The sequence below is a fragment of the Parafilimonas terrae genome, from assembly GCF_900115755.1.
Taxonomy (GTDB): Bacteria; Bacteroidota; Bacteroidia; order Chitinophagales; family Chitinophagaceae; genus Parafilimonas; species Parafilimonas terrae.
This window is the reverse complement of the sequence record NZ_FOXQ01000001.1, coordinates 743,349-760,315: the sequence shown is the minus strand read 5'-3', so window position 1 is coordinate 760,315 and position 16,967 is coordinate 743,349. Positions and strand designations below refer to the sequence as shown.

Annotated in this window: 11 protein-coding genes; 6 read left to right on the top strand and 5 right to left on the bottom strand. The window is 41.6% G+C overall.

Going from position 1 to position 16,967, the window contains the following annotated elements:
• Nucleotides 1-2: 2 nt before the first annotated feature.
• Nucleotides 3-689: a hypothetical protein gene (locus BM015_RS03290; protein WP_090654428.1), complete on the top strand. Its 687-nt coding sequence runs from the start codon at nucleotides 3-5 to the stop codon at nucleotides 687-689.
• Between the two features lie 18 nt (nucleotides 690-707).
• Here the strand turns inward: BM015_RS03290 and BM015_RS03285 are convergent, their stop codons facing one another.
• The 4 genes from BM015_RS03285 to BM015_RS03270 form a co-directional block, all read right to left on the bottom strand.
• Entirely contained in the window at nucleotides 708-2,150 is a 1,443-nt protein-coding gene (locus BM015_RS03285) for an efflux transporter outer membrane subunit (protein ID WP_090654426.1), read from the bottom strand.
• 23 nt (nucleotides 2,151-2,173) lie between these two features.
• On the bottom strand, nucleotides 2,174-5,338 hold the full coding sequence (locus tag BM015_RS03280) for an efflux RND transporter permease subunit (protein WP_090654424.1): 3,165 nt from the start codon (nucleotides 5,336-5,338) through the stop codon (nucleotides 2,174-2,176).
• A gap of 22 nt (nucleotides 5,339-5,360) precedes the next feature.
• On the bottom strand, nucleotides 5,361-6,548 hold the full coding sequence (locus BM015_RS03275; RefSeq protein WP_245751192.1) for an efflux RND transporter periplasmic adaptor subunit: 1,188 nt from the start codon (nucleotides 6,546-6,548) through the stop codon (nucleotides 5,361-5,363).
• Between the two features lie 326 nt (nucleotides 6,549-6,874).
• A complete protein-coding gene (locus tag BM015_RS03270; RefSeq protein WP_090654422.1) occupies nucleotides 6,875-7,423 on the bottom strand; it encodes a hypothetical protein in 549 nt (182 codons plus the stop codon).
• Nucleotides 7,424-7,517: 94 nt separating this feature from the next.
• Here BM015_RS03270 and pepT point away from each other — a divergent pair, with 94 nt between their 5' ends.
• The 3 genes from pepT (at nucleotide 7,518) to BM015_RS03255 (ending at nucleotide 12,633) form a co-directional block, all read left to right on the top strand.
• Complete coding sequence (gene pepT, locus BM015_RS03265; RefSeq protein ID WP_090654420.1) at nucleotides 7,518-8,768, top strand: peptidase T; 1,251 nt, start codon at nucleotides 7,518-7,520, stop codon at nucleotides 8,766-8,768.
• Nucleotides 8,769-8,792: 24 nt separating this feature from the next.
• The gene (locus BM015_RS03260) at nucleotides 8,793-11,855 is read left to right on the top strand and encodes a ligand-binding sensor domain-containing protein (RefSeq protein ID WP_090654418.1); all 3,063 of its coding nucleotides are present in this window, start codon (nucleotides 8,793-8,795) and stop codon (nucleotides 11,853-11,855) included.
• Between the two features lie 139 nt (nucleotides 11,856-11,994).
• Nucleotides 11,995-12,633, top strand: coding sequence for a response regulator (locus BM015_RS03255; protein WP_090654416.1), 639 nt, complete (start codon nucleotides 11,995-11,997; stop codon nucleotides 12,631-12,633).
• A gap of 56 nt (nucleotides 12,634-12,689) precedes the next feature.
• Here the strand turns inward: BM015_RS03255 and BM015_RS03250 are convergent, their stop codons facing one another.
• Complete coding sequence (locus tag BM015_RS03250; protein ID WP_090654414.1) at nucleotides 12,690-14,678, bottom strand: tail fiber domain-containing protein; 1,989 nt, start codon at nucleotides 14,676-14,678, stop codon at nucleotides 12,690-12,692.
• Between the two features lie 323 nt (nucleotides 14,679-15,001).
• Between BM015_RS03250 and BM015_RS03245 the strand changes: the two genes are divergently transcribed.
• Both BM015_RS03245 and BM015_RS03240 read left to right on the top strand, forming a co-directional pair.
• Complete coding sequence (locus BM015_RS03245; protein ID WP_090654412.1) at nucleotides 15,002-15,946, top strand: SPFH domain-containing protein; 945 nt, start codon at nucleotides 15,002-15,004, stop codon at nucleotides 15,944-15,946.
• Nucleotides 15,947-16,002: 56 nt separating this feature from the next.
• Entirely contained in the window at nucleotides 16,003-16,959 is a 957-nt protein-coding gene (locus tag BM015_RS03240; RefSeq protein ID WP_090654410.1) for a CvpA family protein, read from the top strand.
• The last annotated feature ends 8 nt before the right edge of the window (nucleotides 16,960-16,967 follow it).

Genomic DNA, 16,967 nt, shown 5'->3' with positions numbered 1-16,967 from the left:
TTATGAAAAAACATTTTCAACTAATTGCATTCATAACATTGTATTGCTGCAATTCCTGTTTTGCCCAAACATCTGAAAAGAAAACAGTCAAAGCAGGCGAAAGCCTTTCTTCCATATCGTATTATCTTTTCCCGGGTTTCAGTGATGCTATCGTAAAGCTGAAAGATGGCAATACGCTTAAGTCTAAAATGAATTTTAATTTAACGATTTGCCAGCTGGAATTCATTTCCCCGCAAGGCGATACGCTTGTAATAGCAGAACCTTCAGCAGTGGATTCCATATACTGTAACAACGAAGTTTTCTTTTTTGCCAATAATATATATTACCAGGTTATTGCATCTGCCGGCGCGATAAAACTTGCAGTTGAACGTACAGCCAGCTACGTGCCCGTTAAGATTGGTGCACTGGGTTTGCCAGACCATGTGGGATCTGGCATAGAAACTTACAAGAGTTTCTTTTTGTACACCGGTTTGAAAACGCTTGTGGCAAGTGAGGATGTTGAAATAACGGTAAGAACAACATACGTTCTTGTTACGGGCAACACACAATTTAACAGGGCTAATAAAAACTCGTTTATAAAAGCATTTCCCGCAAATGAGCAAAAGATTAAAACTTACCTGAAACAAAACAGGGTTAGTTTTGATAAGGCGGGCGACCTCGAAAAATTCTTCCTTTTCTGTGCAGCTTAAAGCAGATGGTATTGTTTCCTATTTCCAGCCACCACCCAGCGCTCTGTACAATTCAACTATTGCCTGCAATTCCTGCAGCTTATCGTTTACTCCACTTAATTGCGCGGCCAGTAAAGATTGTTCTGATGTAAGCACATCCGTATAATTTGTTGCAGAGCTGTATTGCAATAATTGCTTGGTATAGTTAACCGCTTTGTTCAGCGATTCTATTTGTAATCCCCGGCTTGCCTGTTTTTCCATTGCTGTTTGATAAGCATATAATGCATTCGATACTTCCCCGCCGGCATTCAGCAAAGTTTGCTGATAGCCATAATAAGCTTCCTGTTGCTGTGCTTTCGCTATGCTTAAACGCGCCTTATTTAACCCTTTATTGAATATTGGTTGTGTAAGGCCCGCAACGATGTTATAAAAGATCGACATGTCAAACAGGTTTTTAATAAGCAGCGTGGAGGCGCCGCCCTGGGCTGTTAATGTTAGCTGCGGATAGAAATAAGTGCGCGCCACATTTGTATTCTCAAATGCTGCCCTGAAGGCTAATTCAGCCTGTTGCACATCGGGCCTGTTTTTTAACAGGAGCGAGGAAACACCGGTTTGCAGATTGGAGTAAGGTTTTTGCTCATCCATGGATGTGCGTTTAATAGTGCCGGGCGTTCTTGCCAGCAAAACGCATAATGCATTTTCTGTTTCGCGTATATTTCTTTTCAGGTCCGGGATCAGCACTTCTGCGGCATAGCGGCTGGCTTCGCTTTGCACTACGGCAGCGCCGGTTACCACGGCGCTCTCTTTTAGTGCCTTCATTGTTTTTACTTCTTCAACCCTGGTTTTTAAAGTTTCTTCTGTAATTTTTAATTGCTGGTCTAAAGAAAGCAGTTGGTAATAATAAGCGGCAATGTTGGCAATTAGCTGCGTTTGCACGGCACGGGTGGCTGCTTCGCTTTGCAGCCAGTTGGCAAAAGCTGCTTTTTTTGTGCTTTTTAATTTTCCCCATATATCTGCTTCCCAGCTTGTGCTAAGGCTTAACTGGTAATTGGTGGTGCTAAGCGGGAAAGAGCCGATATATTCCGGCGGAAGATTAAGCGCTGCAGCAGATTGTTTGCTGAAAGTAACGTTTGCGCCTGCATCAAGGCTGGGCCAGAAAGCAGCCTTGCTTTGCTTTAAATTGGCGTATGCTTCATTAATGCGCTGCATAGCTGTTTTCAAATCAAGGTTTTCATGAATGCCTTCAGCTATGAGATTTTGTAAAACCGTATCGCTGAATAATTGCGTATAAGGCAAATCGGCAATGGAAGATGTATCGCCTGTTAAGCTATCATTTACTGAAGCCATATTTGCCGCCGTATCACGGTATAACTGTCCGTTTACATCCATGCCCGGCTGCTGGTATTTCTGCGTAACGCATGATGTTACCATCAGTATAGCTGCAATAATTATGTATTCTTTTTTAAAATATTTTCTAATCATGGTTCAATCAACTGTTTTGATAATTATGATTGATTTGAAGGAAATTCATCTCCTGCTTTTTGCGGAACCGGCAAAGGTTTGCTGCTTACTTTTTCCTGCAGCGCCTGGAACATGATAAACAGCGTTGGAATAACAAATACGCCGAATATGGTACCGATAAGCATGCCGCCAACTGCGCCTGTGCCGATAGAACGGTTACCGGCTGCACCGGCGCCGGTTGAAACCATCAATGGCATAATGCCAAATATGAAAGCCAGCGATGTCATTAAGATGGGGCGCAAACGGGCTACTGCGCCATTAATAGCTGCCTGCACAATGGTTTGGCCTTCCCGCCGCCTTGCGGCGGCAAACTCCACAATTAAAATGGCGTTCTTGGCCAGCAACCCAATCAGCATGATGAGTGTTATTTGCAGGTAAATATTATTCTGCACGCCAAACAAATTGGCGAATATAAATGCGCCAGCAAGGCCTATTGGCAATGAAAGCAATACGGCAAAAGGCAAAATATAACTTTCATATTGTGCGCTCAGCAGGAAGTACACAAACACCAGGCATAAAATAAAAATATAAATGGTTTGGCCGCCGCTTGCTATTTCTTCCCTGCTTAACCCTGAGAACTCATAACTGTAACCTTCCGGTAAAGTTTCAGCAGCTACTTCCTGTATGGCTTTAATAGCATCGCCTGAGCTATAGCCATTATTCGGAGAGCCGGATACAGCAATGGAGGTAAACATATTAAAGCGGTTGATGAACTCCGGCCCGTACACTCTTTTCAGCGTTACAAATTCCGATACCGGCGCCATTACATTATTGTTAGTACGCACATAAATATTATTCAGCCCCTGAACCGTGCCGCGGTAATCGGCATCGGCCTGCACCATTACACGGTATTGCTTGCCAAATTCATTAAAGTTGGAAGCGTATAATCCACCATAATAACCCTGTAATGTGCTTAATACTGCCGCCGGTGATACGTTGGCTTCCTTACATTTCGGCACATTTAAATCCACCTCGTATTGCGGAAAATTGGTATTGAAAAAACTGGTGGCATACTGTATCTCCGGCCGCTGGTTTAAGGCAGCAAGAAATTTATTGTTCACCTGTACAAAGCTGTTAATGTCGCCACCCGTCCTGTCCTGCACCTGGAATTCAAACCCGCTGGTATTACCAAAGCCTTCCAGCGTTGGCGGTGCAAAAAACAGGATATTGGCGCCTTTTATACCGGCTGTTTGCGCAAACATTTTTTGTATTACGGCATCAACTGAGTGTTCATCGCCCTTGCGTTCATCCCAGGGTTTCAATTCCATAAAAAAGGCTGCATAAGAGCCGCCATTGCCGCCGCTTAAAAGCCCGAAACCGCCCACCTGTGTTACCGATGCAACCTCCGGCATGCTACTGCATATTTTGGCCACCTGGTCAGAAATAACCGAAGTGCGTTCCAGCGAAGAAGCGGGCGGCAAAGAAATATCCGCCATCACAAACTTCTGGTCTTCATTCGGCACAAAACCACCGGGCGTGGTTTTCATTAAATACCATAATAAAAAGCCAAATGCAACAATGCCTGCCAGCGCTATCCATTTACGTTTTGCCAAAAAGCTTACGGAGCGTTTATATTTATTGGTCATGGCGCCAAAGCTGGCATTGAAAGCGGCATAAAAACGCTGCATAAAACCTTTACGCAGTTTGTTTTCATGGTGCGGCTTTAAAAACAAAGCGCAAAGCGCCGGGCTAAGCGTTAAGGCATTTACAGCAGAAATGATAATGGACACCGCCAGCGTTAAGCCGAACTGCTTGTAAAAAATCCCCGTAGAGCCTGTGATAAAGGTAACGGGAAGAAATACCGCTGCCATTACCAGCGTAATGGATATTACCGCGCCGCTGATCTCGCTCATGGCTTCTATAGTGGCTTTCCTGGCAGATTCAGCGCCATGGTCCAGTTTGGCATGCACGGCTTCTACCACCACAATGGCATCATCCACCACGATACCAATGGCCAGCACCAGGGCAAATAAAGTAAGCAGGTTAATGGTAAAGCCAAACAACTGTAAAAAGAAAAAGGTGCCAATAATAGCTACCGGAACGGCGATGGCCGGGATTAAAGTGGAACGAATGTCCTGCAAAAAAATAAATACAACTATAAACACCAGCACAAACGCTTCAATCAATGTTTCGATAACTTTTTCTATGGAGACATTTAAAAAATCGTCTGCTGAAAAAATCATCGTTTTGGTAACGCCGGGAGGAAATGCTTTGGCCGCTTCATCCAAGGTGCGGTTAATTTCCCCTATCATTTCATGCGCATTGGAGCCTGCCGTTTGAAAAATGCCTAAAACAATAGAAGGCTTTCCATCAGTTATGGAAGTAATATTATAATACAAAGAACCAAGCTCGATCCTTGCTACATCTTTCAGCCTTAATAACTGCCCGTTTTGCGCAGAACGGATCACAATGTTTTCATATTCTTCAGGTTTTTCGAGCCTGCCTTTATATTTCAATACATATTCAAAAGACTGGTTGCTGTTTTCACCAATTTTTCCCGGCGCTGCTTCTATGTTTTGTTCGGCCAATGCATTGGTAATATCATCAGGCACCAAACCATAAACAGCCATCGCATTAGGGTTCAGCCATATTCGCATGGAATAATCGCCGGTGCCCCAGGCCTGCGCATCGCCCACGCCGTTGATCCTTTTGATCATGGGCACAAGATTGATGTTGGCATAGTTCTGCAAAAATTTTGCATCAAAAGATTTGTTGCTGCTGTTCAGGCCAAACACCATCACCATGCTGCTTTGCTGTTTGGTGGTGGTAACGCCGGCCCTTGTTACTTCCGCAGGCAACAATGGCGTTGCCCTTGATACGCGGTTTTGCACATTCACTGCTGCGAGATCGGGGTTAGTGCCTTGCTTAAAATAAATGGTGATGCCTGCAGAGCCGTCATTGCCGGCAGAGGAGGTCATGTAGGTCATATTCTCCACGCCATTTATCTGTTCCTCCAGCGGAACGATAACACTCTTCATCACTACATCTGCGTTAGCGCCCTGGTAAAAAGCTGAAACGCGTACGGTAGGCGGCGCAATGTCAGGATATAAAGTAATGGGCAAAGTAAAGATGCCGATAAGCCCTAATATGACAAGGATAACTGAAATTACCGTTGAAAGAACGGGCCTTTCTATAAATGTTTTTAGCATAAATCAGTTTAAATAAGAATGATTATTTAAGGCTGTAAACCTTATTTTCCGGCTGCACATCCGGTTTAATAACTGTGCTGTCCCGTAAGGAATAGGTGCTTTCGTACACCACATTATCGCCGGGTTTTAAACCGCTGGTAACAACAAAATACTGGCCTGCGGCAACAGGCATCACTTCTATTTCGGTGCTGATAACTTTATTACTGTCGTTTACGAGATATACAAAGCGTTTGCCCTGCAACTCGTAAGTTGATCTTTGCGGAATAATGATGGCATCGTTTACTGTAACGGGTATTTCAACCACAGCGCTGGCGCCACTGCGCAGCAGCCCGAGAGGATTGGGAAATGCTGCCCGGAAGCTTGCCGAGCCTGTTTCTGTATTTAATTGACCTGCAACTGTTTCTACACGGCCTTTTTCAGGATATTCGGTGCCATCTGCCAGTATTAGCGTTACGGCAGGCAATTGTTTAAGTTTTGCCTCTAAAGTGTTGCCTTTATATTCCCGTGAAAAATCAAGCAACTGTTTTTCATTCATAGAAAAATAAGCAAACACATTGCTGATGCTCGAAACAGTGGTAAGCGGCATTGTGGTGGTGCTGCTTACCAAGCTTCCAAGCCTGTAGGGGATAGTGCCAACAACGCCGTTTACCGGGCTTGTTACATCGGCATAACCAAGATTTATTTTGGCATTGGCGAGATTAGCCCTGGCCTGTGCCAGCGCTGCCTTACGCGTTTGCAACGTGTATTCCGCAGATTCAAGTTCATACTTGCTTACAATGTCCTGTTCCACCAGCGGCTTTACTTTTTTTACCTGAAGTTCAGCAGTGCTCACATCAGCTTCTGCGCTGGTTATGGCGGCTGCAGCATTGTTTACATCCTGCTGGTATTGCGGTGCATTTATGCGGAAAAGCAACTGCCCTTTTTTTACAACGGCGCCTTCATCCACATATATCTTTTCTATATAACCATCTATTTTGGGACGTATTTCTATGTTTTGTTCACCCTGTAATGTGGCGGGATAATCTGTTTTAATAGTGCTCGTTTGCGAGATTACTTTAAAAACCGGGTAAGCCGGCGGCGGCATATTGGCCGCCTGCTGTTGATCTGCTTTATTGCCGCAGGAAGCCAGGAAGAATATACCGGCGATTAATATAAACGCCTTGAATGAACGCATTTTGCCTGTTCTTAAATTATCTATGGTTGGTTTCATGTGTGTTTGTTTATTAAGGCATCCGGCTGGTCACCAGGTTAGCATTATAAAATCCTGTTTCAGAGCCATCAGCAAAAAATGATAAATGCCCAAGCATGCAGTTATCCAATATCTACTTGTAATTTTTTCGCGGCAAAGAAACGTGTTTTACATATTTTTTACTGCCAAAGAAATCGCAAACTTGTGCGCTTTCGGGGAATAAAAAAGGTTTTTAATGATGAGTGGTTTAGTACAGCATCAAATTCATATCTGTAAAAAGCAACTTTTAAATAAAAAAAGCGGCGTGGTTATGCTATTATTATTGCTGAGAATGCCTGAAATAACGGTTATGCTTTTTTCCTGTTGAGCCACCAGCCAAGCCAGATGCCCGCAGCGCCCCAGCTAACAAGATTATCTATGAAATGTGCTTCCAGGTCAAATGTCTGGTACCAGATGTGAATGATATAATTTGAATAAAGCGAAATGATCAGTGCCGTTAATAAAGCTGCAAGAAAAGTTTTACCGAAACTATTAACCGTAAACCCTGAAATTATCCAGCAGAAAAATAATACAATGATGATGTCGGTTATAAGCGCCCTTGCAATATTCATCCCCATACTTGCATCATAGCTTTTGTGATAAGCGATTTGCACCCAAGGCTTGCCCATAGCGTTTTCTTCAAACTTTTTCATATCATCCTGCGAAGCATCTTTGGGCAGGTTAGGTATAAAGTAGCCCCCGCTGGAATCAAACTGTGTATTTAAATAAGCCATTATGCTATCTTGTTTTGGCGTGAACTGCTGTGCAGGTTCATGCAGGTTAAGCATCGTCCATGAAAGAAACTGCCATATAAAGATGATAATGCCGCCAACTATAGAGCCGATAAGTATTTTCATAGTTGCTATTATTTGGTTAATGAAAATTAAGCATTAATTTTTTTATGGGGAAATAATTGGCAGAAACCGTTTATTTGTTGCTCAATTATTCAATATGATTAAAGGTTATGAGCATACGGTCACCGAAAGGTTTATGCGTTACGTAACAATTGATACGCAAAGCGATCCTGAAAGCGATAAGCATCCATCAACAGAAAAACAAAAGCATTTAAGCAGCCTGCTTGCTGAAGAGCTGAAAGCGCTTGGCCTGAAAGACGTTCATACTGATAAATATGCATACCTGTATGCAACCATTCCGTCTAACACGAGTAAAAAGGTGCCGGTTATTTGTTTCTGCAGTCATATTGATACAGCGCCAGATTGCAGCGGTACAAACGTGAAACCAATATTGCATAAAAATTATAATGGGAAAGATATTGTGTTGCCAGATGATACCACGCAGGTTATTTCAAAAAAAGATTATCCTTATTTAAAAGAGCATAAAGGCCATGATATAATAACAGCAAGCGGGCTAACTTTATTGGGAGCAGATGATAAAAGCGGCGTTGCCATTATTATGGACCTGGCTAATTATCTTACCACGCATCCTGAAATAAAACATGGGGAAATAAAAATTTTATTTACGCCGGATGAAGAAGTGGGGCAGGGCACTGCCATGCTTGATCTTAAAAAAGTAGGCGCTGATTATGCTTATACTTTGGATGGCGGTGAGGCAGGCACATTGGAAGATGAAACCTTTAGCGCTGATGCTGTGCGCATAACTATTCATGGTGTGATTGCGCATCCCGGTTACGCAAAAAATAAACTGGTAAATGCCATAAAAATTGCAGGTGCCATTGTGGATGCTTTGCCCAAAGATGAATGGAGCCCGGAAACAACTTCTAAAAGAAAAGGTTTTGTGCATCCTGTTGCTATAAATGGTGTGGCAGAAAAAGCAACCATAGATTTTATTGTACGAGACTTTGATACACTTGAGCTTAAGAACCATGAAGAACGGCTGCAAACTATAGCTGCAAAGGTTTTAAAGAAATATTCCAGGAGGGCAAGGATGGAGTTTAAAGTAACGGAACAATACCGCAATATGAAGGAGGTTTTAGACCATTATCCAAAAGTTATATCGTATGCAAAACAGGCATACAAACGTGCCGGTTTAAAAATAGAAAATGAACCCATTCGCGGTGGAACAGATGGCAGCCGCTTAAGCTTTATGGGTTTGCCCTGTCCCAATTTATTTACAGGCATGCAGGCCATTCACAGCAGGCATGAATGGGTGGGCGTAAAAGATATGCAGAAAGCAGTTGAAGTGCTGGCGCATTTGGTGCATGTGTGGGAAGACGCATCATAATAAGTTCGCTTAAAGTTTTTATTTATGGGCTTTGCTATAAAACAATATGCTTTACTGTTTCTATGCCTGTTCCCATTTGTAAATTCCCACGGCCAGTCAACCCGGCTTTTAAATTTTGAAAAATTCACCATTAATGAAGGTTTAAGCCAGGGCTTTATTTATAATATAGCCCAGGACGAAAAAGGGTTTATGTGGTTTTGCACGCCCGATGGCCTTAACCGTTATGACGGGTATCATTTTAAAATTTACCGGCATGACTATACCGACAACTTTTCTGTTTCATCTAATCTTGTAACTAAATTTTTTGTTGATGCCAATAAAAATGTTTGGATAGCAACGAACGATAATGGCTTGAATTATTTTGATATACGCTACCAGAAATTTTATCATTTTTTTCCCGGAATGGCAATTGATGATATTGCGGAAGATAAATATGGCAATCTTATACTTCTTAGTTATGATAAGATGATTTTAGGTAAAGTGGAAATAAAGGGTGGCGAGGATAAAAAAATTTCTATTGATACCGCTGTTTTTATTTTTCCGGAAGCACTTATATACAGACAAGGTTTTTTTCATTATCACATTTTTTCCGATACTTATGCCAATCTTTATCTAAGTACGGCTGACGCTATTTTTAAACTTAACGGCAGCAGCCAAAGCAATAAGCTGAATATAAGAAAACTTTACTCGTTCCCACACCCGGATACACATGAACCCGCAATTGCTGAAGACAAAGTAACACACAGGTTTTATGCATACATGCAGGCGCAATTATTTGAATTTGGCGATAGTAGTTTTTCAGCCCCGGTTATTATTGATGCCCCGCCCGCCATTATGCATATATTCACTGATAGCAGGCAAAAGTTATGGATGCAGTCGGCTAAAGAAGTTTTTATGTTGGATTTAAAAACGAAAACCATTACCCGCGTTATTTCCAAATCCAATGACATAGATAATTTGCTGAAGACCGCTTATTGCAGTTTTGAAGATAAAAATAACAACCTGTGGATTGGAACAGCAGGGTTGGGCATCTTAAAATTTACAAACGACCTTAATATTTTTCATCATATCCTCCCCGGAAAATACATATATAACATCCAGCAGTATAATAAAGAAACAGCGCTTATAGAAGGCATGTTTAAAATAACATTCAATAATGATAATACTGTTGAAATGGATTCGGTAAATCTTTCTGCTAAAAGAAAAGATTTACCGGACCCTGCTATGAAGTATGTAGTTGACGATAAATATAATTACTGGTTTTTGCAGGATGATCAGCTGCAGATGTACAATGCAGTTGGCAAAAGACTTCGTACAATACCTGTAAAAGAGAAACTAAAGAAGAAGATGGCTTTGCCGCCAACTGTAAAAGAAGTACATAAAAATAATTTTCTTTTTATAGACAGGCATGGCAATCTGTGGTTTCAGTGCTATGGCAAAATGATGTCGTATAACATTAATGCCGATACACTTGCCGTATATCCTTCTTTGCCTGTGTTTAGAGATTTAGACAGGAGTTTCCGTGTAATGTATGAAGACATTAACGGCACATTATGGATAACTGCCAGCCAGGACTTTTACAGTTATAACCCAGCCAATAATAAAACAAACTTTTTCCATCATATTCCCGGAGATGTTGCCAGCGTGGCCGGCAGTAATATCAGTTGCTTTTGCGATGACCCGGTAAACCCTTCACAATTTCTTTGGGTGGGCACACGCGGCAATGGCGTAAGCCGGTTAAATAAAACAACGGGCAGGTGCACTTCATTCAGCACAAAAAACGGTTTGCCTAACAATGTTATTTATGGCCTGCTGAATGATGATGAGGAAAATATATGGGGCAGCACAAATAAAGGTTTGTTCAGGCTGAATGTAAAAACAGGCGCTATCAAAAATTTTGATGCAACAGATGGCTTGCAGGGCAATGAATTTAACCGTTATGCTTATTTAAAACTCAGCAACGGCGTTATGCTCTTTGGCGGTTTAAACGGTATAAATTATTTTAAATCTGCGGAAATACATGCAATAGCGCCCCCGCCCGTGCAGCTTACCAATATAAAACTGCTTGATAAAAACCTTTCTGTAAATAATTCCAAATCTTTAATGGATGTGGATGTGAGCTATCTGAAACAGCTTGCTTTGCAATCTACTCAGAATGTTATAAGCTTTGAGTTTGCAGGGCTGGATTATAAAAAAACAGGCGCAGTTTATTATCGTTACAAACTTGATGGATTTGATAAAGGATGGAATAATGCAGGCTTATCCAATACTGCAACTTATACCAATCTCGACCCCGGTGATTATGAACTGGAAGTTCAGGCGAGCAATGACAATATAAACTGGAGCGATAATACATTACTGAACCTGCAGGTGTTGCCCATGTGGTGGCAAACATGGTGGTTTAAGTTACTGATAGCTGTTTGCGTATCAGCTATTATTTATGCATTTTACCGTTACCGCCTGCAACAGTTGCTGCGCATTGAACGTGTAAGAAATAACATAGCAAGGGATTTGCATGACGAGATTGGTTCATCGTTAAGCAGCATTTCTATTTTTTCAAAACTGGTGCAGGCAAAATGGAATGCCAAAGAAGAAAACCCCGGCTTTTTGTTGAGAAAAATAAATGAAGATGCAAGCCGCGTAATGGATTCAATGAATGACATTGTATGGAGCATCAATACCAAAAATGATGAACTGGAGAATGTTTTTTACCGCATGCGCGAACATGCAGTGCAATTGCTGGAAGCCAAAGATTATACCGTTCATTTTTATTTTGATGATAAGCTTAATCATGTAAAGCTTGATATGCAAAGCCGGCGGGATTTTTATCTTATTTACAAAGAGGCCTTGAACAATGTGGCCAAATATGCCTGCGGAAAAAATGTTTGGATAGATCTTTCATTGTACCACAATAAAATAATACTGCATATTAAAGATGATGGAAAAGGCTTTGATACCACAGCGGTTAACAGCGGCAACGGGCTTTCAAACATGAAGAAAAGGGCAGAAGAAATGAGAGCGGAACTGCAGATAATTTCTGAATTAAATAAAGGCACCGGCTTGCAGCTTGCTTTTCAGAAAAAATAATCACGGATAGTGTTGTTTACTGGATATTAAAAGCATTTAATAACAACCAGGCGCTTGCCAGAATAATTTCTTAAACCCGTAATATTATAACTATTTTAAGCTATTTACATAGCCTGTACATGGCTTTACATTTGAATGTATGATTACAATTATTGTTTATGATGATCATAAAAACCGCCGGGAAGGGCTGAAACTGCTGATCAATAATGAGGAAGACATGGTTTGTATTGGCGATTATGAAAACTGCCTCCATCTTGAGCAGGACCTGCTGAAAACGCATCCTGACGTTGTGCTAATGGATATTGATATGCCGGGCCTGAACGGGATTGAAGCCGTGAAAATAATACGGGCAAAATTTCCCCAGATACTAATTATTATGCAAACCGTATTTGATGATGACGGTAAAATATTTAACAGCATACTGGCAGGCGCCAATGGGTATATTTTAAAGAAAACACCGCCTGAAAAATTAATTGAAGGCATACGTGAAGTTATTGATGGCGGTGCACCAATGACTGCCAGCGTAGCCAAACAAGTGCTTGCCATGTTTCGCAGGCAGCCCGAGAGTAAAGGTGATAAATTTGATTTGTCGGAAAGGGAAATTGAAATATTATCATTTCTTGTAAAAGGATACAGCCAGAAAATGATTGCATCGGAATTGAATATTTCAAGGTTCACTGTAAACAATCATCTCAGGAAAATATATGAAAAACTGCATGTGCACAATGCTACAGAAGCTGTTGCCAGCGCTATCAATCAAAAAATTATAAGGCCTTAGCAGCAATAAAAAAAGCAATGCTTTTGTACATTGCTTTTATTGAATAAAGTGAGCTTTTATTTAGCCAGCAGCATTCGCTTCGATGCAATAAATTTCCCATCAACATACAAAGTATAATTATAGGCTCCTGATGCAAGTGTGCCGGCATCAATATGCACAACACCTTTCCCGTTGGTTGTTAAATTCAATTCTTTCAAAGCCCTGCCGCTCCTGTCCGTAACAATAATTTTTGCTGATGAAAACTGCTGAGGTAAATAATAATTGATGGAAGTTGAATTAGTAAATGGGTTGGGAACATTTTGATACAACGATGCTGCATTCGATAGTGTTACATAATCATTCTTGATTGAGTTTTCAATTCCGGCACTGCTTTGACTGCACTGTTGCTGTATTTGCGATACAAGATTTTTCAGCTCGTTCATTTGTGCTTTCAGGCTGTCAATCTCCGCATCTTTATCATTGTTTGATTTGCTTAATTCCTGCACCGCTTTAATAAGCGGAACAACAAATTCACTGTACCGCAAACCATATACGCCATTGTCTGTTTGTGGCTTGTCAACGCCATCAAAATCATAATTTAATTTTTTTGCAGCGGTTTCCACTTCCTGTGCAATAAGCCCTGTATGTATAATCTTGCTTCCTGCTGTTTCATCATCAGCTGTTATTTGTTTTAGGTGGATACGTGCTGTATCATTTATTTTTTGCCTGTTCTTGTTATAATAATTGTTTATGGAACGCATATCTAAAGTATAGGTTACCGGGCGCAAAGCATTAATAAATGCAAGGCCTTTCACATCTTCTTTTATATTCTTTTTATAACGGCCATCGCTAAAGGTTGTCCAGCCTACCTGCCCGCCAATGCTGGAAACGCTTGTATTGCCAATTCTAACTTTATTGCTGGCATCGGCTAACGCAAAAGCGCCTATTGCAGTAGTATTTTGCAGGCTGGTATCTGTTACATCTGCACCTATGCCCAATGCGGTGTTATTGTTTCCACTTTTATTGGTATAAAGTGCAAAAGCGCCATTGGCAGTATTCTGACTTCCTGTTGTGTTTGAGTAAAGGGTTACTATACCCGTTGCTGCATTATTAGAACCGGTAGTGTTTAAAGCAAGTGCCTGGATGCCTATTGCAAGGTTTTGACTGCCGGTGGTATTGTCAAACATGCATTGTCCGCCAAAAGCGGCATTATAAACGCCGGTACTATTTGAATATAATGCTTGTAACCCTGTTGCGGTATTCGATCCGCCCGTTGTATTTGCATAAAGTGCCTGGTATCCTATGGCAGTATTGCTTCCGCCTGTGTTGGAGCTGAGGGCATCTTGACCAAGGCTTACGCTTCCATTATTATTGTCCGCGCTTATAAGTGCAACACCCCCGGCATAAACCTTTCCGCTAATGTAGATGTTTTTCCAGCCGGCTGTTGAAGAACCGAGGTCTGCGCTATTGTCTGTTTTGGGCAATAAGCTTACATTAACTTTTGTGATGGCGGCCAGGTTAGACAGGTTTTTATTAGCAGCATTGCTGTTTACGCTTAACCATTTAACGGCGCCTGCACCGTTGGTGGTTAATACTTGTCCATTTGTTCCGTCTGTTGATGGCAAAGTATAAGTGCCGATTTTTAAAGTGCCTTTGAATATTGCGTTGCCGGTGTTGGCATTCACATAAAAAACAGGTTTTGCATTACTGTCTCTGAATTCATACTGTGGCGCTGAAGAATTGAAAAATAAACCATACCTGGGATTGAGGGCACAACGAAATACATACTTATTACTTCCTACCTGGTAAAAAGCATTGCTGCTAAATGTGAGAACTCCCGCAGTGTCAATTCTCACATAATTGGTACCATTTCCTAAACGCCATATTCCGGTTTTCAGTAGTCTTCCCCGTTCGGTATTTTTTACTTTAAAAATCAGGTCTTTATTATCTTTTGTTCCCAAAAAGTTATTGGTAGTTAAACCACTATTGCCAGTGGTATTCCAGCTTTGGGCCGATGTATGCTGCACACAATATGCAAGCATCATAAAAAGAAAAATCTTTTTCATGTATAAATTTTATCAGTGCTTTTTATTTAATTATTGGCCGGGTCGTTTTTGTATGTGGTTGTCATCTCCGCAATGATGTCTGATTCTTTCATAGATTCTTTTTAAATGTGTGATAGAATAATTTCAGTAAAAATATTATGCTGTCATGCGGAGGTCAATAGCGTAAATACGTCATTTAATGTACGTAAATAAAGTATGCAGCAGCTTTAAAACAAATACTATAATGAACAGCGGAATTGCTGCTGTACATTGAAGAAGTGCATTTATAAATAGGAAACAATGCTGTTATATATCTTATTATCTTTCCCAAAAAATAATTACTTATGGAAATACTTAACTACTGGTGGCTGCTTGTTTTGCTGTTCATTGTTTTCAGCGGGCTTGTTACTGTTAATCAGGCTACAATTGCAGTAATAACCATGTTTGGAAAATACCAGCGCATACTAAGGCCCGGCCTTAATTTTAAAATACCAATACTCGAACAGATATACCGCCGCATCAGTATTCAAAACCGTTCTGTGGAGCTGGAATTCCAGGCGGTAACGCAGGACCAGGCAAATGTTTATTTTAAAAGCATGCTGCTGTATGCGGTAATGAATGCAGAAGAAGAAACCATAAAAAAAGTAGCGTTTAAATTTATCAGCGATAAAGATTTAATGCAGGCGTTGGTGCGCACCATTGAAGGGAATATCCGTTCTTATGTGGCCACAAAAAGGCAAAGTGAAATCCTCGGTTTAAGAAAAGACCTGGTGGAATCTGTAAAGTTTGAAGTGGACCATGTGCTGGAAGACTGGGGCTATCATTTGCTTGACCTGCAGATAAACGACATCACTTTCGATAAAGCTATTATGGAAAGCATGAGCAAGGTGGTTGCCAGCAATAACCTGAAAGCGGCTGCGGAAAACGAAGGCCAGGCTTTACTCATCACTAAAACAAAAGGCGCAGAAGCAGAAGGCAATGCCATAAAAATTGCAGCAGAAGCAGAGCGTGAAGCCGCCCGTTTGCGTGGCCAGGGCGTTGCACTGTTTCGTGAAGAAGTGGCGCGTGGTATGAGCCAGGCTGCCGAACAAATGAAACAGGCCAATCTTGACACTAATGTTATTTTGTTCAGCATGTGGACGGAAGCCATTAAAAACTTTGCCGAATATGGTAAAGGCAACGTAATATTTCTCGATGGCAGCACAGAAGGCATGCAAAAAACAATGAACCAGTTGATGGCTATGCTTAAAATGGGCCCTGTGCCAGGTAACAACAATTTTGATCAATAAACTCCATAACAAATCTTTTTATACAGGTAGCATAGTTTTTGCTTATGCACGCCCCGATGAATTGGGTAGATGCATTATTGATCGCAGTTGTGCTGCTGGCAATATGGGCGGGCTGGAACCGTGGCTTTTTAGCCGGCAGCCTTGGACTATTCGGCTGGATAGCCAGTGTTTGTTTCGGGTTTGTATTTTATCCTTTCCTCGCAAAAATTATTGAAAGATATGTGCCATCGCCTGGCGTATGGAGCGCACCATTATCGCTCATAATTGCTATAACCGCAACCAGGTTATTATTATCATTTATTATTGATGCTATTTTAAGCGCAGCCTCTGTGCGCGTGCACCGCAGTGCAATTAATCATGCAGCAGGTATGATTCCCGGTTTTATCAATGGGCTGATACTGGCGTCTATACTTTCCGCATTACTGTTTTCCCTCTCCATTTCCAAAGATGTGGCCGATGCGGCACGCAGCAGTATTGTGGCTGATAATTTCGTGATGCCTGCAGAATGGCTGAATGAAAAATTATCCCCCGTATTTGATAAGGCCGTAAACCGGAGCATGAATAAATTAACGGTGGAGCCGGAAAGCAATGAAATTGTAAAGCTGCCGTTTAAAACTTCTGATTTTATTGAACGTTCCGACCTTGAGGCAAAAATGCTGGAGATGGTAAATAAAGAAAGACGCAAGGCAGGGCTGCCTTCACTGGCTGCGGATAGCGCACTGCGAAAAGTGGCGCTGGCGCATTCGGCAGATATGTTTAAGCGTGGCTATTTTGCGCATCTTACACCCGAAGGCGCTAACCCTTTTGACCGCATGCGTGAAGCCAATGTTCATTTTACACTGGCCGGCGAAAACCTTGCGCTTGCGCAAACACTTTCCCTTGCACATGAAGGATTGATGAATTCCGAAGGGCATCGAGAAAATATATTAAGACCGGGCTTCGGCAGAATCGGTATCGGCATTCTTGACGGCGGCCGTTACGGTATTATGGTTTCCCAGGAATTCAGGAATTAACTGTTCAT

Excerpts from the sequence above, each read along its gene's own strand:
- BM015_RS03290 (WP_090654428.1), top strand. The coding sequence starts at position 3 with ATGAAAAAACATTTTCAACTAATTGCATTCATAACATTGTATTGCTGC.
- BM015_RS03285 (WP_090654426.1), bottom strand. The coding sequence starts at position 2,150 with ATGATTAGAAAATATTTTAAAAAAGAATACATAATTATTGCAGCTATA.
- BM015_RS03280 (WP_090654424.1), bottom strand. The coding sequence starts at position 5,338 with ATGCTAAAAACATTTATAGAAAGGCCCGTTCTTTCAACGGTAATTTCA.
- BM015_RS03275 (WP_245751192.1), bottom strand. The coding sequence starts at position 6,548 with ATGAAACCAACCATAGATAATTTAAGAACAGGCAAAATGCGTTCATTC.
- BM015_RS03270 (WP_090654422.1), bottom strand. The coding sequence starts at position 7,423 with ATGAAAATACTTATCGGCTCTATAGTTGGCGGCATTATCATCTTTATA.
- pepT (WP_090654420.1), top strand. The coding sequence starts at position 7,518 with ATGATTAAAGGTTATGAGCATACGGTCACCGAAAGGTTTATGCGTTAC.
- BM015_RS03260 (WP_090654418.1), top strand. The coding sequence starts at position 8,793 with ATGGGCTTTGCTATAAAACAATATGCTTTACTGTTTCTATGCCTGTTC.
- BM015_RS03255 (WP_090654416.1), top strand. The coding sequence starts at position 11,995 with ATGATTACAATTATTGTTTATGATGATCATAAAAACCGCCGGGAAGGG.
- BM015_RS03250 (WP_090654414.1), bottom strand. The coding sequence starts at position 14,678 with ATGAAAAAGATTTTTCTTTTTATGATGCTTGCATATTGTGTGCAGCAT.
- BM015_RS03245 (WP_090654412.1), top strand. The coding sequence starts at position 15,002 with ATGGAAATACTTAACTACTGGTGGCTGCTTGTTTTGCTGTTCATTGTT.
- BM015_RS03240 (WP_090654410.1), top strand. The coding sequence starts at position 16,003 with ATGAATTGGGTAGATGCATTATTGATCGCAGTTGTGCTGCTGGCAATA.